This window comes from Saccharopolyspora sp. NPDC002376 (genome assembly GCF_053593195.1).
On the sequence record NZ_JBSFBZ010000088.1, the window covers coordinates 1 to 20,255 of the forward strand.

Here is a 20,255-nt window from a genome sequence, read left to right on the forward strand (position 1 = left end):
GTGCTGATGATGGGGGCGATCGGCGCCTTTGCCTTCGCCTTCCCGATGTACGCGCTCGTCGGTGCGAAAGCCGGTTGCAGCCGGTTTTCGCACTCACGACGGCTCCAGCACGGCTGCGCACTCACGACCGCGTCAGTCCCGGGAGATCCAGAGTTCTTCCAGGTCGAGCTGGTGCATCACGCGGCGCAGGACTTCGTCGTCGATGCGGCGGTTGTCGCGGAACTGGACGAAGACCGCTCGTTCCGCTGCCAGCATCTCCCCGCGTAGCCGCCGGTACGCCTCGGTCGGGCTCTCGCCGACCTCGTCGGCGGACCGCCCCAGCCGTTCCCACGCCTGGTTGCTCCGCTGCTCCGCGTATTGCTGCAGCCGCTCCACGACGTCGCTCGGTGGCCCGGATTCCTCTGCGAGGGAGTCCAGGCGATCGCGTGCTGCGCGTGCGGCGTTGTGCTGGGCTTCGGCTTCGGCGAGTGCGTCGCTGAAGTCCTCCGTGCCGCGCACGCCCAACTTGTTGATGAGCCAGGGGAGCGTGCTCCCGTGCAGCAGCAGCGTCGCCAGTGTTACGAAGAACGTCAGGAACAGCACCTCAGCGCGGTGGGGGAACGGTGCACCGCTCAACGTCGCCGTCGGGATAGCCGACGCCGCTGCCAGCGACACCACGCCGCGCATGCCCGCCCAAGACACGACCACCTTGTCCCGCCAGCTCGGATTGCGACCCCGCAGCAGTTCCGGCAGGTACATCGCCAGGAAGACCCACACCACCCGCGCGAGCACCACCCCGGCGGTCAGTGCCAGCCCGGTGACGAGCAGCGGCCCGAGGTCGATCGACACGCTTTCTGCGACGCTGCGCAGCTGCACGCCGATCAGCGCGAACACCACCGCCTCGAGCAGCGTGTCCGCGGCTTTCCACACCGCCCGGTCCTGCAGTCGGGTCGCGGCGCTGCCCGACGTCGAGTGGTGCCCCAGGTACAGGCCGGCCACCACGACGGCCAGGACGCCGGAGGCGTGCACCTCCTCGGCGACCAGGTAGGCGAAGAACGGCACGATCAGCCCGACCGCGCTCTCCAGCATGTCGTCGCGCAGCAGCCACCGGATCCGCCGCACCACCCAGCCGATGACGTAGCCGATCACCACCCCGCCCACCGCGGCGACCAGGAACATCCCGACCCCGGCCGCCAGGGACGAGCCGACGCCGACCGCGGCGGCCACGGCGACCCGGTAGGCGGTCAGCGCGGTCGCGTCGTTCACCAGGCTCTCGCCGCTGAGCACCGTCATGATCTTGCGCGGCAGGCCGAGACGTCGGCCGATCGAGATGGCTGCGACCGCGTCGGGTGGTGCGAGCACCGCGCCGAGCACGAGCGCCACGCTCAGCGGCAGGTCCGGCACCAGCCACCACGCGATGGCCCCGGCTACCGCCGTGGTGAACAGGACCAGCCCGAACGCCAGCTGTCCGATCGACTGCAGGTTCGCCCGGATGCCGATGGTGGAGCTGTTCAGCGCCGCGGAGTACAGCAGCGGTGGAAGAATCAGCAGTAGCACCACGTTCGGATCGATCGTGTAGTCCGGCACGCCGGGGATCGACGACACGGCCAGCCCGACCACGACGAGCGCGAGCGGAGCCGGCAGGCGGGTGCGGTGAGCGATCGCGGTCACCGCCAAGGCCCCGGCGAGCAGGGCCATCAACTCGGGAAGGTCGTGCATGCTCGCTCCGGTGTCGCTGCGGTGGGCCGGACCGCGTGGTTACGGTCGACACGACATTCTCGCGCCCGAGCGCTCAGGAGGGGGATCTGAGATGTCTACCAGTTGTGCGCATCTGCGCGATGCCGTCGAGCAAATGCCGGAGCCGAGCCGGACGGACGGCTGCGAGGACTGCCTGGCCTTGGACGAGCACGTGTGGGCGCACTTGCGGATGTGCACCGAGTGCGGCCACGTGGCCTGCTGTGACTCCAGCCCGCACAAGCACGCAACGGCCCATTTCCACCGGACGAGCCACCCGGTGATCCGCTCCTTCGAACCGGGCGAGTCCTGGACCTGGTGCTACGTCGACGAACAACTCCGGCCGTGAGCTCGGCGCCGGGCAAACCACAGTTTCAATTGAAACTGTAAATTCCAGCCACGGCGGTCCACAGTTTCAATTGAAACTGTGGACCTGACGTGGTGCAGGATCACGAGCGCGGTCAGAGGTCTTCGGCGGCTTGTTCGATGGTTTCGCCTCGGGCGAGGCGGCTGTTGCGCTTGCTGTAGAGGAAGTACAGGGCCAGGCCGAGGGCCATCCAGATGCCGAAGCGGATCCAGGTCCAGCCCTCCAGGTTCAGCATCAGGTAGATGCAGGCGATCGCGGCCAGGAGCGGGATCACCGGCACCCACGGCACGCGAAACGCGCGCGGCAGGTCCGGGCGGGTCCGGCGCAGCACCAGCACGCCGATCGAGACCAGCGCGAACGCGGCCAGGGTGCCGATGTTGGTCATCTCGGCGAGCACGTTGATCGGGGTCAGCGAGGCGATGACCGCCACCACGATGCCGGTGATCACGGTGATCCGGTACGGCGTGCGGTACTTGCGGTGCACCTTGGCGAACCACACCGGCAGCAGCCCGTCGCGGCTCATCGCGAACCCGACCCGCGCCTGGCCCAGCATCAGGATGAGGATCACCGTGGTCAGCCCGGCGATAGCGCCCAGCGACACCAGCCCGACGGCCCACGGCGCGCCGATCGCTTGGAACGCGGTGGCCATCGGAGCCGCGGTGTCCAGCTGGTCGTACTTGACGATGCCGGTCATCACCAGCGACACCAGCACGTACAGGATCGAGCAGATGGCCAGCGAACCGAGGATGCCGATCGGCATGTCCCGCTGCGGGCGCCGGGTCTCCTCCGCGCCGCTGGCGACGATGTCGAATCCGATGTAGGCGAAGAACACCAGCGCGGCACCGGCCACCAGCCCGCTGAGCCCGAACGAGCCGGTCTGCCCGAAGATCGCGCTGATCAGCGGCTCTTCCAGCGGGGCGCTGACGGCGCCGGGTGCCGGGGGCTGGTGCGGCGGGATGAACGGGGTCCAGTTGGCGGCCTTGATGAAGAACGCGCCGAAGATGATGAAGAACACCACCACGAGCAGCTTGATCGCCACGACCACGTTGGTGACCGCGGCGCTGAGCCGGATGCCGACCACCAGCACGGCGGTCAGGATCAGCGCGATGATCGCCGCCGGCAGGTCCATGACGCCGCCGGCGCCGGGCGCTGAGGTCAGTGCGTCGGGCAGGTGCAGGCCCAGCGCATCGAGCGCGTGCGCGAAGTACTGGGACCAGCCCACCGACACGGTGGAGGCCCCGATGATGAACTCCAGCATCAGGTCCCAGCCGATGATCCAGGCGAAGAACTCGCCCAGCGAGGCGTAGGAGAAGGTGTAAGCAGAACCGGCGACCGGCACCACCGAGGCGAACTCGGCGTAGCACAGCGCGGCGAGTCCGCAGGCGATGCCGGAGATGATGAACGAGATGGAGATGCCCGGCCCGGCGTCGGTGGCCGCGGCCACGCCGGTGAGCACGAAGATGCCGGTTCCGATGATCGCGCCGATGCCGATGCCCAGCAGGTCCACGGCCCGCAGCACGCGTCGCAGCTTGAACTCGGGTGCTTCCGCATCGCGGATGGACTGCTCGACCGACTTGACACGCATGATTGACATGGGCGGCCTCCTCACCCTTGCCCCGGCGGGTCGGGTTGGCCCGCTCGCACCTCAACCAAGGATTGTGGCCCAGATCACGACTTTCGGTCGACTTTGCTCACGACGATGCAGCCGCGATCAGCGCCGCCGCGGCGGATCGCGCGGTGAGGGCCGCATCGGCTCGCCCGCTCACGGCGGCAGTGGCGATCGCGCCGTCGACCAGGATGAGCAGCTGCTCGGCGAGTTCGCCGGGACCGGCCACGTCGAGCTGTTCGACCAGGTCGCGCAGGTAGTCGTGGAGTTCTCGCTTGTGGTCCTGGGTGGCTTCGGCCACGGCTGGTGACACGCCGCCGAGCTCGCCGAACGAGTTGAGGAACGCGCAGCCGCGGAAGCCCGGCTCGCTGAACCACTCGTGCAGCCAGTCGAAAACCGCGAGCGCTCCCTCGTTGCTCTGCTCGACGTGTGCGGCCAGCGCTGCCCGCCAGCGCTCGTCGCGGCGGCGCAGGTAGGCCTCGACCAGCTCGTCCTTTGAAGCGAAGCACTGGTAGAGGCGCTTGAGCGAGACTCCGGACGTCGCGCGCAGTTCAGCCATGCCCACGGCTTGGATGCCGCGTTCGTAGAACAGGGATTCGGCGGTGTCCAGCAGCGTGTCCGCGGCCTGGTGGCGGTCCATGTGGCGATCTTTTCGGGCTTGTTGGGAGAACGATCGTTCTCTATCCTACGTGGAGAACGACCGTTCTCTACGTAGGAGGCTTCGACATGTCCCGCCCGCCCTTCCCGCCGTTCGACGAGCACACCGCCGCGCAGAAGGTCCAAGCCGCCGAGGACGCCTGGAACACCCGCGACCCTGAGCGCGTCGCAGCGGCGTACACAGCGGATTCGGTGTGGCGCAACCGCGATCGGTTCGTCACCGGACGCGACGAGATCGTGGTGTTCCTGCAGCGGAAGTGGGCGCGCGAGCTGGACTACGCGCTGCGCAAGGAGCTCTGGGGCTTCCGGGAGAACCGCATCGCGGTGCGCTTCCAGTACGAGTGCCGCGACGAGTCGGGGCAGTGGTGGCGCAGCTACGGCAACGAGCTGTGGGAGTTCGCCGCGGACGGGCTGATGAGCCGTCGCGAAGCCAGCATCAACGACGTGCCGATCACCGCCGCGGAACGCCGGATCTTCGGCCCCCGCCCGGACGTCGAACGCGGTCAGCTGCTTCCGATCCGCTGACCAGCGGATATCAGGGCATCATGGCCGCGATGTCGGTGGCGGCTTCGCGGGCGAGGGTGCCCAGCTCGGGGAAGCGCGACTCCGGGACGCGGTCGCGCGGGCCCCAGATGCTGACGATGGCGAACGGGCGCTCGCGGGCGTCCAGCGCCGCCGCCGCGACCCCGTGGACCTGCGGTTCCAGCTCGCCGACGCCGACGCTGTAGCCCTGCTCGCGGATCTCGGTTAGCTCGGAGCGCAGCGCGGCGCGATCGGTTCGGGTGGTGGAGGTGTACTCCGCGAGCGGGCCGGCGAGCATCGACTCGACCTCGTCGTCCGGAAGCCAGGCCAGGAACGCCTTGCCCGCCGAGGTCGCGTGGATCGGCACCTGCCTGCCGAGCCAGCGCGCGCTGAGCACCACCGGCGGCGCCACTTCGTCCACGTAGGTCAGACCGAGGTGTTGCGCCACAGCGAGATTCGCGGTTTCACCGGTCTCGTGGCTGAGCCGCTCCAGGACGTCGTGCGCGCGGCGCACCAGTCCGTCGATGCCCGCGGTAGCGGCCATCCGGCTGATCGCGAAGCCGATCGAATAGCGGTTGGTCAGCGGGTTCCGCTCGACCAGTCCGTGGTGCTCCATGGTGGCCAGCAGTCGCCACGCGGTGGCCCGGTTGAGGTCGCACTCGACGGCGAGTTCGGCCGCCGGCCGTCCCTCCGGGGCGCTCGACGAGACCGCGTTGAGCAGTGCGACGGCGCGGTCCAGGGACTGCACACGCCCGGTCGAAGAACGGGGTTCGTCCTGATTGCGGGCCGTTTCCACACTCATGACCCCACCCTAGTCCGCCCGGCCGGGGCGATCGTCCGGTCGGGTGTGCGGCCTTGACGGAATCATCATCAACTCCCTACCGTCGCACATCACGAACAACCAACGCACATTGTGAGACGACATGGAGCGAATGGTCACCCCTTACGAAGGCAGCGGGCATCAGCCCTGGGACGACGCCGCGGCGATCCCGGTGCCGCTGCGGTTGCACCGGACGTCGGTCAGTTCGAGATGGGTCGATTACAACGGCCACATGAGCGAGTCCTGCTACTTGCTGGTGTTCGGCGACAACTCGGACGCGTTCTTCCGCTACCTCGGAATCGACGAGCAGTACCGGGAAAGCGGCAGCTCTCTGTACACAGTGGAGACTCACATCCACAACCGGCGCGAGGCCGCCGAAGGCGAACCGCTGGAGCTGAGCCTGAGGGTGCTCGACCACGACGCCAAGCGGGTGCACCTCTTCCACGAGATGCACCACGGCGAAACCGGCGCCCTGCTGGCCACGGCCGAGCAGCTGCTGGTCCACGTGGACACGAACTTGGGCCGGTCCAGCGAGATGCCGGACGAGATCCAGCAACGCCTGACCGCGATCCAACGGGCGCACGCGGCCCTTCCCATCCCCGAAACCGTGGGCCGCCCCACGGGCATCCGACGCTGAAGGGTTTGTTTCCAGGCCCGTTTTCCGTGGCGGTGCGAGTTGCGCAGGTGGGCTAAGCGACTCCGGCGCTTCAAAGACAAGGACGAAGAACGAAGAACGAAGCCGGGTTCGATGACCGGTGTTGAGGAGCAGACGTGGACTTCGAGCTGACCGACGAACAGCAGATGATCGTCGACACCGTGCGCAAGTTCGTCGCCGCCGAACTGGAGCCGCACGAGGACGAGGTCGAACGCCTCGACGAGGTACCGGTCGAACTCGCCGAGCAGATCCAGGCCAGGGCTCTGGAAGCAGGCCTGTACGCCGCGAACATGCCCGCCGAACTCGGCGGTGGTGGCCTGGACGCCACCGGCGTCACGCTGGTCGAACGCGAACTCGGCCGCACCAGCTACGCGTTGCAGATGCTCGTCGCCCGGCCGAGCAACATCTTGCAGGCGTGCGAGGGCGAGCAGCGCGAGCGCTACCTGCTGCCCGCCATCCGCGGCGAGCGCCACGACTGCCTGGCCATGACCGAACCCGGCGCAGGTTCGGACGTGCGGTCCATGACCACCCGCGCGGTGCGCGACGGGGGAGACTACGTGCTCAACGGGACCAAGCACTTCATCAGCCACGCCGACACCTCGGACTTCGTCGTGCTGTTCGCCGCCACCGGCGTCGAGGAGACCGCGCGCGGTCTGAAGAACCTGATCACGGCGTTCCTGGTGGACCTCGACACTCCCGGACTGGAGGTTCGACGCGGGTCGGCATGCGTGTCGCACCGCGGCTACCACCAGTGCGAATTGGCCTTCACCGACTGCCGGATCCCGGCCGCGCAGCGGCTCGGCGAGGAAGGTGCGGGCTTCGAGCTGATGGGCGAGTGGCTGGGCGCGAGTCGGCTCAGCGTCGCGGCGACCAGTGTCGGACGCGGTCGGCGGGTGCTGGAGATGGCCATCCGGTGGGCGGCGGAGCGGGAGCAGTTCGGCCAGCCCATCGGCAAGTTCCAGGGCATCGGGTTCCAGCTCGCGGACATGGCCACCGAACTCGACGCGGCCGAGCTGCTCACCCTGCGGGCGGCGGCGAAGTTGGACGCCGGCGGCATGACCGACCAGGAGGCGGCGATGGCCAAGCTGTTCGCCTCCGAAGCGCTGGGCCGGATCACCGACCGCGCGCTGCAGATCTTCGGCGGCATGGGGCTGATGGCCGAGCTGCCGATCGAGCGGTTCTGGCGGGACGCCCGGGTCGAGCGGATCTGGGACGGCACCAGCGAAATCCAGCGGCACATCATCTCCCGTTCCCTGCTGCGCCCGCTCGGCGCCTGACCCCGGCGGGTGCGTCATGAGCGTCGAATCCATGTTCGTTTCCCCTGCACGCCAACAGAATCTGCGCCGAATGCTGGCGCCCGAGCACGTCGCCGTCTTCGGCGGGGATGCCGCGGCCGAGGCGATCCGGCAGTGCCGCCGCATAGGCTTCGCCGGCCCGATCTGGCCGGTGCACCCGCACCGGACCGAGATCGAGGGCCTCCGCTGCTACCGCAGTGCCGCTGAACTCCCCGAAGCGCCGGACGCGGCATTCGTCGCGGTGCCGAAGGAAGCGACGATCGGCGTGGTCGCCGACCTGGCCGCGCGCGGTACCGGGGGAGTGGTGTGCCACGCCTCCGGCTTCGCCGAACACGGCCCGGACGGGGTCGCGCTGCAGGAGTCCTTAGTGGACGCAGCAGCGGGGATGCCGCTGATCGGGCCGAACTGCATCGGCCTGCTCAACTACCTCGACGGCGCCGCGCTGTGGCCGGACCAGCACGGTGGCCGTCGGGTGGAGCGCGGCGTCGCGGTGCTCACGCAGAGCGGCAACATCGGCCAGAACCTCACCATGCAGCGACGTTCGCTACCGCTGGCACAGCTGATCACCCTCGGCAACGGTGCCGTGACGGGCGCCGCGGAACTCGTCGACGCCCTGCTCGAGGATCCCCGGATCACCGCGATCGGCCTGCACCTCGAAGGTGTGGACGACGTCGCGGCACTGTCCCGGGTCGGCCTGCGGGCGCTGCGCGCGGGGATCCCGATCGCGGTGCTGAAGTCCGGCAGCTCCGAGCTCGGCGCGCAGGCCAACCTCAGCCACACCAGCTCCCTGGCGGGTTCGGACGTGCTCTGCGATGCGCTGTTCCGGCGGCTCGGCATGGCCAGGGTGCACCGCGTGGAAACCTTCGTGGAGACGCTGAAGTTCCTGCACGTGCACGGTCCGCTGGCCGGCACCCGGATCGCTTCGGCCAGCTGTTCCGGCGGCGAGGCCGCCCTGGTCGCCGACCTCGCCGAGCGGCGCGGACTGGACCTCCCGCCGTTCCCGGCCGACACCGGGCAGCAGTTGCGGCGGCTGCTCGGCGACCGGGTGGCGGTGGCCAACCCGCTGGACTACCACACCTACATCTGGGGTGATCTACCAGCGCAAACGACCTGCTTCGCGGAGCTGCTGGGCGCCGGTCTCGACGCCCACCTGCTGCTCGTCGACTTCCCCCGCCAGGACCGCTGCGTCGACGGCCCGTGGAGACCACAGTGGACGCTTTCCTCGCTGCGCACCGGACGGTGGGCTCGCCGGCGTGCGTGGTGAGTTCCCTGCCGGAAGGGCTCCCGGAGCAGGTGGGGGAGCGGCTGCTGGAGGAGGGGGTGGCGCCCATGCAAGGCTTGGCGGACTGCCTCGCAGCCATCTCCGCAGCGGCCAAAATCGGTGCTGCGCAAAGAAAATCGGGCGCCACGGCGCCATTGGAGATTCCGGTCGAAGTCGTCGGCGAGCCGCACCAGCTCGACGAGTGGGCGGGCAAGCGGGAGCTGTCCGCGTCCGGAGTCGCAACCCCGGAAGGCGTCCTGACCAGTGCGGATGATGCGCCGGAGGCCGCCGCCAGAATCGGCTTCCCGGTGGTGGTCAAGGCGGTGTCGGCCGATCTGGCGCACAAGACCGAAGCCGGTGGCGTGCGGGTCGGGCTGACCAGCCGGGAACAGGTGCGCGACGCGGTGGCCGACATGGCCGGACTGACCGACGCGTTCCTGGTCGAGCGCATGGTCGAGGGCGCGGTCGCGGAACTGATCGTCGGCGTGCGCCGCGATCCGCAGTTCGGCCTGTCGCTCACGATCGGCGCGGGCGGCGTGCTCGTCGAGCTCGTGCGCGACTCGGTCACGCTGCTGCTCCCGGCGACCCGAGAACAGATCGAGGATGCCCTGCGCGACCTGCGGATCTGGCCGCTGCTGGCGGGCTTTCGGGGATCGGCTGCCGATGTGCGCGCGGTGGTGGACGCGATCGCCGCGATCGCCGAGCACGCCCGCGGCGACGACGCGCTGTTGGAACTGGACGTGAACCCCCTGCTGGCATCGCCGCGGGGCGCGGTGGCGGTGGACGTGCTGATCCGCCGGGTGAAGGAGGACCGATGACTGATCAGGTGCGGACGGACGTCGACGGCGGGGTGCTCACGGTGACCCTGGACCGGCCGAAGGCCAACGCCATCGACGTCGCCACCAGTCAGGCGCTCTACGAGGCGTTCGACCGCCTCCGGCGGGACGATTCGCTGCGCGTCGCGGTGCTGACCGGCGCGGGCGAGCGGTTCTTCTCGGCGGGCTGGGACCTGAAGGCCGCAGCGGAGGGCGAGGCGATCGACGCCGACCACGGGCCGGGCGGCTTCGCCGGGCTGACCGAGTTCTTCGACCTGGACAAGCCGGTGATCGCCGCGGTCAACGGGCTGGCCCTGGGCGGCGGGTTCGAACTCGCGCTGGCCGCGGACCTGATCATCGCCGCCGAGCACGCGGAGTTCGCACTCACCGAGGTGACCCTGGGCATGGTCGCCGATTCCGGAGGTGTGCTCCGGCTGCCCGAGCGCCTACCCCAGGCGGTGGCGGTCGAGCTGCTGCTCACCGGCCGCCGCATGACCGCCGCCGAAGCGGAGCGGTGGGGGCTGGTGAACCGCGTGGTGTCCGCCGACGACCTGCTCGGTGCGGCGACCGAAATGGCTCACCAGATCTGCGACTCAGCGCCCTTGGCGATCGCTGCGGTGAAGGAGATCATGCGCCGTACCGCCGCCCTGGACGTCGAGTCCGGCTACCGCCTGATGCGCAGCGGTGACCTGCCGAACTACCAAGCGATGCTCCGCTCCGAAGATGCGCTTGAAGGGCCCCGGGCTTTCGCTGAGCAGCGGAGTCCAAAGTGGACCGGACGCTGAGCGGTGCGTGCGGTATCTCGAGCGATACCGCACGCACCGGAGATCAGGCGATTCGCACGCCTCTCGCCAGTCCGTGCGCGGGTGTGCGGAGTCGTCGAGCGCTCAGCCACAGGGCGCCGGCGCCGGCCAGCACGTTGAACCCGAGCCCGTACGGCCACACGGCGGGGCCCGACTCCAGCTGAGTCTCGTCGTAGTCGGTGAAGTCCATGCGCGTGCTACGCGCCCCCCAACCGATGGTGCTCAGCGGATCCATGTGGACCATTGGCTCGTCCCTGCCGGTGCGGGGGTTGAACTGCATCGGCGGGGCCGGTGCGGCATCGCCGAGGATGACGAACGGGTTCGGCGCCAGCAGCCACCACACGTACTGCGGCTGCGGTGCCTCGTCGCTGTAGATCGTGGTCTGGCCCGCATCGTCGTCGGTCATGGTGGCCTCGTACTCCCGCAACGTCAGCGGGAGCGCCAGGCTGAAGGCGATCACCGTGCCGACGCTCAGCGCGAACACCAGAAGATAGGACATCAGCGTCGAGGTGATTCCGCGGGCGAACAGCGCCGACAGGCCCTGCGCCATCGCGCAGATCACGCCGATCAGCAGCGCGACGACCGCGACCACCGCCAGGGCGCGCAGCGGGCCGACACCGCCTTCCAGGACCGCCCACACCGCGAACGGCAGGGTCAGCCCGAGGAAGACCAGCCCGGTGGTCCAAGCGGCCGCGAACTTGCCGAGCGTGATCTCCCACGCCGACAGCGGCGTCACCTGCACCGTGGCGAGGGTGCCGCGCTCCCGGTCGCCGTTGATCGACTGCGCCGCCAGCGCCGGGGCCACCAGCAGCGCCAGCCCGAGCACGAAGAGCATCAGGGTGCCGAACATCGGCAGGCCGATGTTGTTCATGGCTACCTCGGAATGCGAGCGCGTGAGCCCCAGGGAGTACCGGAACAGCGCGGTGAACGCTGCGATGACGGCGACCCACGCGATCAGCAGCCAGCGCCAGCGGCCGGTGCGCAGCCGCACCCGGAACTCCTGCTTGGCCACGATCTTGATACCGCTGAGGGTCATCGGCGCTCCTCGGTGTAGGCCAGGTAGGCGGACTCCAGGTGGTTGCCGACCGGGGCGAAGCTGGATACCTGCACGCCATCGGCGACCAGCTGGGCGAGTAGTTCCGCCGCGGCCTGCTCGGAGTCGACCTGCACGTCGATCCCGGCGGAGTGCGCGACGTGGTCGATCCCGCGCTGCGTCAACGCCGCGGGCAGATCACCGGAGACCGCCCGCACCCGCCACGCGGAGCGGTGGTCGAGCTCGTCCATCCGGTGCTGCCCGGCGGTCTGCCCGCCGCTGATGAACACGACCCGGTCGGCGATCTCGGCCAGCTCGCTCAGGATGTGGCTGGACACCAGCACGGCGGTGCCTTCCTGCGCCTGCGCCCGCAGCAGGTCGCGCAGCTCCACGCGGGAGCGCGGGTCGAGCCCGGAAGCGGGTTCGTCGAGCAGCAGCACCGACGGCCGGTGCACCAGCGCGCGAGCCAGCGCGAGGCGCTGCTTCTGGCCTCGTGACAGCACGTGCACCGGCTGATCGGTGAACTCCGCGAGGTGCACCAGGTCGAGCAGTTCGGCGACCCGGGCCCGCGCCTCGGCGGCCGGGATCCGGTAGGCCTCGGCGAAGAAGGCCAGGTACTCGCGGGTGGTCAGCTGGTCGTAGACGCCGAAGGTGTCGGGCATCCAGCCGAGCTTGCGGCGCACTGCGAGCGGCTCGGCCACCGGGTCGAGACCCGCCACCCGCAGCTCTCCGGAGTCCGGGGCCAGCAGCGTGGCCAGCATCAGCAACAACGTGGTCTTGCCCGCGCCGTTCGGCCCGACTAAGGCGGTGACCTCGCCGTGGGGAACGTCGAGGTCGATCCCGCGCACGGCTTCCACCGCGCCGAACCGACGTCGCACGTCCCTGGCGAGGACGGCATGGTCCTGCGTAGGCATCGTGTGGCACTCCTGGTCGTTGATCTTGACCGTAGGACGCGCCAGGGTGCCGTTCGGTTGCGATGAATTCCGGGCTGCGGAAGAAGGAGCTCTCAGCTCTGGTGAGTCGACCTGTCAGCGGTGCCCAGCGATTTGAGGGCGTCGGTGGCCGAGATCTTGGTCTCCTGATCCACCGAACTGCTGCCGGGCGCGGGTTGCAGCAGGGTTTCCGACGGCGCGGAGACCGGTTCGACATCGGGCCGGGTGCGCGGTCGCTGCGGCGCCTGCATCCGCGGGCGGGACTGCGGTGGGTAAGTCCGCGGCGGGTAGGTCTGCTGCGGCGGTGCGGGTGGCGGCTCCGGCTGGTTCGCACTGATGTAGAGCCATTCCAGCACCAGCACGATTATCCCGATCATCAGCGCGCCGAGCGCCAGCCACAGGCCGGTCGGTGCGCCGCCGTACCACCAGAGCGCGCCCGCCGCGCCGCAACCGGCGCCGGCCGCCATGGCCAGCAGGTGGAACAGCAGGTGGACGGCGTAACCCCTCACGACCCGAATACCTCCCAATGCTCGCGGTCCGCCCCCGGTGCGAACTGCGCTCGTCGGAAAACGGGCGGCTGGTGCCGAACACGCACCCCGCTGCTGCTCGGTTGCCCGGTCGCGGGCCAGGTCACACCGCCGATGGCGGTCGGACTCCTCGACAACCGATAGTAGCGTCGGATCCGCGCATACCGCCCGATCAAGGGATCCGCACCCGATATCACCTGTTCGGGCGACCCGGGCGGTGCGCGCCCAGCGGCTCCGACCAGCCGGACATACGGTGAATCGAAAGGGCCCCCGTCACCCGCATCGGTGTGGTGCCGGTCGGCGCGGTTGCGTCAGCCGCCGAGCACGAGGTGGCCCGGTGCAACACAAATGGGGGGTGGGTGCCGGTGATCAACTCGCTGGCTGGATTCGCGTTGGCCGCGTCGATCGGGATCGGCGTGCTCCTCGCCTCGCCGATCGTGATGTCCTGGGTCGAGCACCGGATGCTCGGCCCGCGCACGCCCGCCCGGGGGCGGCACCGCCGCCCAGCCAGCAGACCTCACCTGCCCGCCATCCGATGGCGCGACGTCATCCCGGCCCCGCGTCGAGCGCCGGTGGGCGGTCCGGGAGCCATGCGCAAGCCCGGCCAGCGGCACGGTTTCGACCGGCCTACACCGGTTCGAAGCCGGGTGAAGCAACGCAGCTGACCAGCGTTTCGACCGTTGCGGCGGCCCGCGCTCGATACCAAGCTCCGGCCGGGACCACCAGTTGCGGCGACTGCCCGGCGCCCGCGCCCAGCACGATCCGCTCGATTTCGGCCGAGGCTTCCGGTCCGTCGCCGCCCAGCAGCAACGTCAGCGGTCCGCCCCGGTGCCACAGCCAGAGCACGTCGGAATCCACCGAGCGCCAAGCCGATTGCTGCGCGGGCGGGAGCAGGAAGTAGCTCGCCGTCGCCACCGGCTGGGGAGCGCCGTTCGGACTGGTCCAGGTGCGCCGGAACCAGCCGCCCGACGGGTGCGGCAGCAGGTCGAACTCCTCGGCGGTGCGACTGCGCGTCTCCAGGGAGACGAAGTCGCCCGCGACGTCGCGCCGCGCGTAGCGGACCCCGATCACCGCACCCCGCTCCAGCGGACCGTAGACGTGCGGGAACAGCTGGTCGGCGGAGACGCCGTCGGGTGGGGAGGGGTTGGCGGCTTCCCAGCGCACGGGCGCGGAGAGCTTCGCCGGATCGAGTTCGAGCGCGACCATCGGTTCGGTCGTCGGGCGGAACAGGGTGTTGGCGACGGCGAGTGCGGTGCGCGCGTCCGGTGAGCAGTGCACGAAGCCTTCGCTCTGGAGGCTGTCGGCACGGATCGGCGAGCTGTGGTCGGCGTGGAAGGTGCTCAGCGGCAGCAGGTGCAGCAGCGTTGAAGTCACACCGACAGTTTCTCGTGAAATCCGGAATCGGCGCGATCAGGAATTGAGCCCTTTCATCCTGTCTGGCCTGTGACCGCGAAGCACGACTGGCACCGTGCGGTGAGGGTCACATGCGCCGCAGGCGCATAGCCCACCTAAGCAACTTGCACCGCCGCGGGTTCTCAGCGTTCGCCTGGCGAGGACGGCCCAACTGCCGTGTATTGGCCATACATCAAGTTGGGCACCCGCAGTCCAGGCGGGCGCTGAGGTTCCGCTACCGGCACCGCCACGCAAAACGAGGATGGAAAACCTCATTAGGATCGTTGCCATGGTTCGGGTTGCGGTTTTGGATGACTACCAGGATGTTGCTCGGGACTACGCGGAGTGGGATTCCCTGTCCGCGCAGGTGGAGTTCTTCCACGAGCACATCGACGAGCGGGACGAGCTGGTGCGCAGGCTGGCGCCCTTCGAGGTGATCGCCGCGATGCGCGAGCGCACCTCGTTCCCGCGCGAAGTGCTTGCTGCGTTGCCGAATCTCAAGCTGCTGGTGACCACCGGCATGCGCAACGCCGCGATCGACATGGGTGCCGCGCGGGAGCTGGGCATTGTCGTCTCCGGCACCGGCAGCGGTGCATCGGACCGCCCGTGGGCGCCGACCGCCGAGCTGACCTGGGGCCTGATCTTCGCGCTGCTGCGCAAGATTCCCGAGGAAGACCGGCTGCTCCGGGAAGGCGGCTGGCAGGGCGGTGTCGGCGTCGAGGTCGACGGGCGGACGCTGGGCGTGCTCGGGCTGGGGCGGCTGGGTTCCCAGGTCGCCAACGTCGGTCGGGCCTTCGGCATGGACGTGATCGCCTGGAGTCAGAACCTCACCGACGAAGCAGCGGCGGCGGCCGGTGCGCGGCGGGTGGAGAAGGACGAGCTGTTCGCCGCTTCCGACGTGCTGACCATCCAAACCGTGCTCAGCAAGCGGACCCGCGGCCTGGTCGGCGCCGACGAGCTGGCCCTGATGCGGCCGAGCGCGTACCTGATCAACACCTCGCGCGGACCGATCGTCGACGAGGCAGCGCTCCAAGCCGCGCTGCACGAGGGTCGGTTGGCCGGGGCGGGCATCGACGTGTTCTCCCACGAGCCGCTTCCGGCGGACGACCCGTGGCGCAGCACGCCGCGGACGGTGCTCACGCCGCACCTGGGTTACGTCACCGAGGACATCTACCGGGCCTTCTACACCGACATCGTCGAATGCATCGCCACCTACCTGCGGGGAGAACCGGTCAGAGTCCTCAACGCTGACTGAACGGGCGTTGAGCACCGCTGATCGTACGAATCGGGCACTGATACGGCTTCCGTCTCGATGAGAAATCGGTCTTGACGGGCCGAGAGACGCACATCACAGTCATACCAACCAGTCGGTCTGATCGTGATCTTCGTCCCTAGTCGTCCAGCCCAGGGAGCCCGCCGATGACTGCCGGTGCACCAGCTGAACAAGCCCCAGGAACGCCCAAGAAACTGCTGATCGCAGCGCTGATCGCCAGTTCCATCGAGTGGTACGACTTCTTCATCTACGCCACGGCCGCGGCGCTGGTCTTCGGCCACCTGTTCTTCCCCGGGGCCAGCCCGCTGATCGGCGTGCTGCTGTCCTTCGCCACCTTCTGGGCCGGGTTCATCGCCCGGCCGATCGGCGGGCTGATCTTCGGCCACCTCGGCGACAAGATCGGTCGCAAGCCCGCGGTGGTGACCTGCCTGATCATGATGGGCGCTGCGACCTTCCTGATCGGTGTGCTGCCCGGCGCGGAGGCGATCGGCGTGGCCGCCCCGATCCTGCTGGTGTCGCTGCGATTCCTGCAGGGCATCGCGGTCGGCGGGCAGTGGGGCGGAATCGTGCTGCTGTTGACCGAGAACTCCGAGGGCCGACGCCGGGGCATGGCCGGAACCTTCGGGCAGATGGGCGTCCCGATGGGCGTGATCCTCGGCAACGTCGTGTTCCTGGCGGTCGGCGCCATGCTGAGCCCGGAGGCGTTCCAGTCGTGGGGCTGGCGGATCCCGTTCCTGGCCAGCGCAGCGCTGGCTCCGGTGGTGCTGTTCATCCAGCTCAAGATCGAGGACACCCCGGTGTTCCGGGAACTGCAGGACCGCAAGGAGAAGCGGGACGAGCAGGTCGTGCGGGCGCCGCTGATGGAGGTGCTGCGCACCCGCAAGCGGACGGTGCTGCTCGGCGCCGGACTGCTGTTCGCCACCAACTCGATCTTCTACATCAGCATCTCGGGCCTGCTGGACTACGGCACCCGCGAGCTCGGCATGCCACGTCAGACGCTGCTGACGATCTCCCTGCTGTCCTCGGTGGTCGGCGTGCTCGTGATCTTCCTCAGCGGCGTGCTTTCGGACCGCTGGGGCCGTCGCCCGCTGATCCTGGCCGGCGCCGGACTGCTGGTGCTGTGGGCGTTCCCGTTCTTCTGGCTGGTGGACACCGCGACGGTGCTCGGCGTGGCGATCGCGGCCGCGGTGGGCAGCATCGGATCAAGCCTGAACTACGGCCCGCTGGCGGCCTACCTCAGCGAGCTCTTCGAACCGCGAGTCCGCTACTCCGGAGCGTCCCTGGCCTACCAGCTGGCGGCGATCTTGGTCAGCGGCGGAACGCCGTTCATCATGACGGCCCTGCTGGCGGCGACGGGCACTTCGGCCTCGGTCTCGGCCTACCTGCTCCTGATGGGTCTGTGCACCTTCGTCGCAACCCTCCTGCTCCGAGAAACCCGCCCGAAGTCCACCCCGGCCGCTCAACCCCGCCAAGCAGTCACCGAGTCCTGACGCGATGAGGGCACCTCCGGGAAAGTTGCCCGAAGGTGCCCTCACCTGGTGGTCATCAGATGTCGGTGGCGAGTTGCTTGATCTGCTCGATGAGCTTGGCCTTCTCGGGGCCGTCGCTGGCGAGGGGTGTGACGTTGAGGGTGGTGACGCCGGACTCCTTCAGCGCCGCCAAGCGTTCCTTGACGTGGCTTTCCGGGCCGACCAGGGCGGTCTTCTCCAGGAGGTCCTGCGGCACGGCCGCGGCAGCCTCCTCCTTGCGTCCGCTGAGGTAGAGGTCCTGGATCAGCTCCGCCTCGGCCTCGTAGCCGTAGCGGCGGGCGAGGTTGTTGTAGAAGTTCTTGCCCTTCGCGCCCATGCCGCCGATGTAGAGGGCGAGGACCGGGCGGACGAATTCGAGCAGGCCTTCCACGTCCTCGCCGATGGCCAGCGGGGCCTGGGCGACCACGTCCAGCGGCGGCAGCGACGCGTCGCGCTTGGCCTTGCCCGCGGCCAGCGGCTCGCCCCAGACCTCGCCCGCCTTCTCCGGCAGGTAGAAGATCGGCTCCCAGGCCTCGGCGATCTCGGCGACCATCTCGACGTTCTTCGGCCCGATCGCGGCGATCATGATCGGGATCCGCTCGCGCACTGGGTGGTTGATCAGCTTCAGCGGCTTGCCCAGCCCGGTGCCCTGCTCGGCGGGCAGCGGGATGTTGTAGTGCTTGCCGCTGTGCTCCACCTTCTCCCGGCGCCACACCTGGCGGCAGATCTCCACGATCTCGCGGGTCCGGCCCAGCGGCGCGTGGTACGGCACGCCGTGGAAGCCCTCGATGACCTGCGGTCCGGACGCGCCGATGCCCAGCGTGAAGCGGCCGTCGGAGACGAAGTCCAAGCCCGCCGCGGTCATCGCGGTCAGGCTGGGCGTGCGGGTGTAGATCTGGAGGATGCCGGAGGCGATCTCCAGGCGTTCGGTGCGAGCGGCGATGAAGCCCATCTGGCTGACCGCGTCGTACGAGTACGCCTCCGGGACGTAGACGATGTCCAGCCCGGCCTTCTCGTAGGTGGCCAGGTCGTCGACCGTTTCCTTGAAGCCCCCGCTGTAGTTCAGCGGCATCCCGATGCGCATCGGCCGTCCCTTCCGGTTTGCGGCAGCGGCGATGCCCAGCCGGCCACGCCGCCGAGGTTGTCCCGATGTTACCGCCGAGTACGGTCCGGCGGGAATCGCCGAAACCGGCTCAAATGTGATCGAACTCTCAAGAAAAGGTCGATTTGGCGGGTTTTCGCGTCGTTCGGGCCCTGACAATGGGGGCATGCCGTCCCTCGATACCACCGCAGCGCCGAACCGGGCGCGTGGTGTGCGGGTGGGCCGGGCATGAAGCTTGCTCTGCTGGACATCGGATCCACCGCTGCGCGCCTGGAGATCGTCGACCTCGACAGGTCCCGGATCCCGCGCGCGGACTGGAGCGTGAAGGCACGCACCCGCCTCGCCGAGCGCACCGGCACCGACGGCGTGGTCGACGAGCGCGGCGTGGAACAGGCCGTGCGAGCGGTGCAGCACTGCGTGCGCGCTGCGGCGGACCAGCGACCGGACGCGCTGGTCGCATTCGGCACGTCGGCCGTGCGCGACGCGGCGAACGGCACGCGACTGCGCGAGGAGCTCAGCGACGCCGCCGGGGTGCGGATCGGCGTGCTCAGCCCCCGCGACGAAGCCGCGGTCACCTACCACGCGGCCCGGCGCTGGCACGCCCGTTGCGGTGCGCCGATGACCGCGGTGGATATCGGCGGCGGCACCATCGACGTGTCCACCGGGCTGGACCTCGAACCCGACGAGGTGATCTCGCTTCCCATCGGCGCGGTCCGGCTGACCAGGCAATACCTGCCGGACGACCCGCCGCTCCCGGAACAGGTCGACGAGCTGGTCGAGACCGTGCGCCGCACCATCCCGCGCTCGCTGCGCAGCTTCGCCGACAGGGACCTGGGGCATCCGGTGGCCCTGTCGAAGGTGCTGCGGCAGCTGGCGGTGCTAACCGAGAGCTCGCCGGGGAAGCTCGCCCGCCGCCCCGACCGCCTCTCGCGCGCCAAGCTGCGCCCCTGGATCCCGCGGCTGGCCGAACTCGACCAGGCTCAGCGCGCGGCGCTGCCCGGCGTTTCACGCAGCCGAGCCCGCCGCATCCTGGCCGGGGCGATTGTGGCGGACCTCATCCTGAGCGCCATCGGCGTGGACGAGCTGGAGATCTGCCCCTGGGGCCTGCGGGAAGGCCTGGTCTTCCGGTTCGCCGAGGCCCATGACGACACCGGCGGCGACGTCCGCGAGCTGATGACGACGCTGTTCCGCTGACCCCTGCGGCCGCGGGAGATCCCGGACTGCCGGTAGCGTCGGTTTCGTTCATGACCGGAATTCGCCTAGGGGGACCCGCCGTGGCAGTCGTGCTGCAGCTCCTGATCACCATGGTGGCGGTGTGGATCACCACCGCGCTGCCGGGAATCGACCTCGCGGGGGAGGACACCACCGCGAAGGTGCTCACCCTGCTCGCCGTGTCGGTGATCTTCGGCATGGTCAACGTGGTGCTCAAGCCCATCGCGAAGACCTTGGGCTGCCTGCTCTACCTGGTGACCCTCGGCCTGTTCGGCCTGGTCGTCAACGCCCTGCTGTTCTGGCTGACCAGCTACCTGGCAGGTCAGCTGGGCCTGCCGTTCCACGTGGACGGCTTCTGGCCGGCGTTCTGGGGCGCCCTGATCGTCACGATCGTCAGCAGCGCCCTGGCGGGCATCATCCGCCGAGCCCAGACCCCCGAAGAGGACCACTACCGCCGCTGAGAGCCCGTTGGTGGTTGCGTTGCTTGTGTGGTCGTTTAGCGGAACCTGAGCGGTTCCCTGGACTGCGGGTGCCCCTCCTGATGTATGTCCAATACACGGCGGAGGGGCCGTCCTCGCCAGGAAACCGCTCAGAACCCGCCGGTAGTTGCCCTGCGTAGGTGGTCCAAACGGCTGACGCCGCTTCCACAAGCGCGGACGGCATACGCCGACAGGCCCTGAGGCGTCGTGAGTGCGCGAGGACGTCAGCACCGGTAGCGAGCTCGATGAGTTGCTGGCAGGGGGCGGTATCACCGGAGATGAC

At 69.3% G+C, this 20,255-nt stretch carries 21 protein-coding genes; 12 read left to right on the forward strand and 9 right to left on the reverse strand.

Annotated features, from left to right (window positions below; genetic code table 11):
- Window positions 1-132: 132 nt before the first annotated feature.
- Complete coding sequence (locus ACWCO2_RS34570; protein ID WP_450132013.1) at window positions 133-1,698, reverse strand: Na+/H+ antiporter; 1,566 nt, start codon at window positions 1,696-1,698, stop codon at window positions 133-135.
- A gap of 91 nt (window positions 1,699-1,789) precedes the next feature.
- Here ACWCO2_RS34570 and ACWCO2_RS34575 point away from each other — a divergent pair, with 91 nt between their 5' ends.
- Window positions 1,790-2,062, forward strand: coding sequence for a UBP-type zinc finger domain-containing protein (locus ACWCO2_RS34575; RefSeq protein ID WP_450132014.1), 273 nt, complete (start codon window positions 1,790-1,792; stop codon window positions 2,060-2,062).
- Between the two features lie 112 nt (window positions 2,063-2,174).
- Here the strand turns inward: ACWCO2_RS34575 and ACWCO2_RS34580 are convergent, their stop codons facing one another.
- Both ACWCO2_RS34580 and ACWCO2_RS34585 read right to left on the reverse strand, forming a co-directional pair.
- A complete protein-coding gene (locus ACWCO2_RS34580) occupies window positions 2,175-3,674 on the reverse strand; it encodes an amino acid permease (protein WP_450132015.1) in 1,500 nt (499 codons plus the stop codon).
- A gap of 97 nt (window positions 3,675-3,771) precedes the next feature.
- On the reverse strand, window positions 3,772-4,326 hold the full coding sequence (locus ACWCO2_RS34585; protein WP_450132016.1) for a TetR/AcrR family transcriptional regulator: 555 nt from the start codon (window positions 4,324-4,326) through the stop codon (window positions 3,772-3,774).
- Window positions 4,327-4,412: 86 nt separating this feature from the next.
- Here ACWCO2_RS34585 and ACWCO2_RS34590 point away from each other — a divergent pair, with 86 nt between their 5' ends.
- Complete coding sequence (locus ACWCO2_RS34590; protein ID WP_450132017.1) at window positions 4,413-4,868, forward strand: nuclear transport factor 2 family protein; 456 nt, start codon at window positions 4,413-4,415, stop codon at window positions 4,866-4,868.
- Between the two features lie 10 nt (window positions 4,869-4,878).
- Here the strand turns inward: ACWCO2_RS34590 and ACWCO2_RS34595 are convergent, their stop codons facing one another.
- Window positions 4,879-5,667 (reverse strand): IclR family transcriptional regulator, encoded by a 789-nt coding sequence (locus ACWCO2_RS34595; protein ID WP_450132018.1) that lies wholly within the window; start codon window positions 5,665-5,667, stop codon window positions 4,879-4,881.
- Window positions 5,668-5,788: 121 nt separating this feature from the next.
- On the opposite strand from ACWCO2_RS34595, the gene ACWCO2_RS34600 reads away from it, so the two are divergent.
- The 5 genes from ACWCO2_RS34600 to ACWCO2_RS34620 all read left to right on the forward strand — a co-directional run bounded on the left by ACWCO2_RS34600 (window position 5,789) and on the right by ACWCO2_RS34620 (window position 10,496).
- A complete protein-coding gene (locus ACWCO2_RS34600; protein WP_450132019.1) occupies window positions 5,789-6,322 on the forward strand; it encodes a thioesterase family protein in 534 nt (177 codons plus the stop codon).
- Window positions 6,323-6,456: 134 nt separating this feature from the next.
- Window positions 6,457-7,617: an acyl-CoA dehydrogenase family protein gene (locus ACWCO2_RS34605; protein WP_450132020.1), complete on the forward strand. Its 1,161-nt coding sequence runs from the start codon at window positions 6,457-6,459 to the stop codon at window positions 7,615-7,617.
- Between the two features lie 16 nt (window positions 7,618-7,633).
- Window positions 7,634-8,899: a CoA-binding protein gene (locus ACWCO2_RS34610; protein WP_450132021.1), complete on the forward strand. Its 1,266-nt coding sequence runs from the start codon at window positions 7,634-7,636 to the stop codon at window positions 8,897-8,899.
- Window positions 8,845-9,714: an acetate--CoA ligase family protein gene (locus ACWCO2_RS34615; RefSeq protein WP_450132022.1), complete on the forward strand. Its 870-nt coding sequence runs from the start codon at window positions 8,845-8,847 to the stop codon at window positions 9,712-9,714. Before ACWCO2_RS34610 ends, ACWCO2_RS34615 begins: the two co-directional genes overlap by 55 nt.
- Window positions 9,711-10,496 carry a carnitinyl-CoA dehydratase gene (locus tag ACWCO2_RS34620; RefSeq protein WP_450132023.1) on the forward strand — a complete coding sequence of 262 codons (786 nt, stop codon included), beginning with the start codon at window positions 9,711-9,713 and terminating at the stop codon, window positions 10,494-10,496. The genes ACWCO2_RS34615 and ACWCO2_RS34620 overlap by 4 nt, the downstream gene beginning before the upstream one ends.
- A gap of 43 nt (window positions 10,497-10,539) precedes the next feature.
- On the opposite strand, the gene ACWCO2_RS34625 is transcribed toward ACWCO2_RS34620, so the two are convergent.
- The 3 genes from ACWCO2_RS34625 to ACWCO2_RS34635 all read right to left on the reverse strand — a co-directional run bounded on the left by ACWCO2_RS34625 (window position 10,540) and on the right by ACWCO2_RS34635 (window position 12,988).
- Entirely contained in the window at window positions 10,540-11,550 is a 1,011-nt protein-coding gene (locus ACWCO2_RS34625; protein WP_450132024.1) for an ABC transporter permease, read from the reverse strand.
- Window positions 11,547-12,461: an ABC transporter ATP-binding protein gene (locus ACWCO2_RS34630; protein WP_450132025.1), complete on the reverse strand. Its 915-nt coding sequence runs from the start codon at window positions 12,459-12,461 to the stop codon at window positions 11,547-11,549. Before ACWCO2_RS34630 ends, ACWCO2_RS34625 begins: the two co-directional genes overlap by 4 nt.
- 92 nt (window positions 12,462-12,553) lie before the next feature.
- Window positions 12,554-12,988, reverse strand: a complete 435-nt coding sequence (locus ACWCO2_RS34635; RefSeq protein WP_450132026.1) for a hypothetical protein — start codon at window positions 12,986-12,988, stop codon at window positions 12,554-12,556.
- A gap of 383 nt (window positions 12,989-13,371) precedes the next feature.
- Between ACWCO2_RS34635 and ACWCO2_RS34640 the strand changes: the two genes are divergently transcribed.
- Window positions 13,372-13,671, forward strand: a complete 300-nt coding sequence (locus tag ACWCO2_RS34640) for a hypothetical protein (protein ID WP_450132027.1) — start codon at window positions 13,372-13,374, stop codon at window positions 13,669-13,671.
- Here the strand turns inward: ACWCO2_RS34640 and ACWCO2_RS34645 are convergent.
- Entirely contained in the window at window positions 13,634-14,380 is a 747-nt protein-coding gene (locus ACWCO2_RS34645; protein WP_450132028.1) for a cupin domain-containing protein, read from the reverse strand. The genes ACWCO2_RS34640 and ACWCO2_RS34645 overlap by 38 nt on opposite strands.
- A gap of 307 nt (window positions 14,381-14,687) precedes the next feature.
- On the opposite strand from ACWCO2_RS34645, the gene ACWCO2_RS34650 reads away from it, so the two are divergent.
- Entirely contained in the window at window positions 14,688-15,653 is a 966-nt protein-coding gene (locus ACWCO2_RS34650; protein ID WP_450132029.1) for a D-2-hydroxyacid dehydrogenase family protein, read from the forward strand.
- 164 nt (window positions 15,654-15,817) lie between these two features.
- Window positions 15,818-17,161, forward strand: a complete 1,344-nt coding sequence (locus ACWCO2_RS34655) for an MFS transporter (protein WP_450132030.1) — start codon at window positions 15,818-15,820, stop codon at window positions 17,159-17,161.
- A 55-nt stretch (window positions 17,162-17,216) separates the two neighbouring features.
- Here ACWCO2_RS34655 and ACWCO2_RS34660 read toward each other — a convergent pair whose 3' ends face one another.
- Entirely contained in the window at window positions 17,217-18,263 is a 1,047-nt protein-coding gene (locus ACWCO2_RS34660) for an LLM class F420-dependent oxidoreductase (protein ID WP_450132031.1), read from the reverse strand.
- A 246-nt stretch (window positions 18,264-18,509) separates the two neighbouring features.
- Between ACWCO2_RS34660 and ACWCO2_RS34665 the strand changes: the two genes are divergently transcribed.
- On the forward strand, window positions 18,510-19,475 hold the full coding sequence (locus ACWCO2_RS34665) for a Ppx/GppA phosphatase family protein (protein WP_450132032.1): 966 nt from the start codon (window positions 18,510-18,512) through the stop codon (window positions 19,473-19,475).
- A gap of 80 nt (window positions 19,476-19,555) precedes the next feature.
- Window positions 19,556-19,954, forward strand: a complete 399-nt coding sequence (locus tag ACWCO2_RS34670) for a phage holin family protein (protein WP_450132033.1) — start codon at window positions 19,556-19,558, stop codon at window positions 19,952-19,954.
- Window positions 19,955-20,255 lie beyond the last annotated feature (301 nt).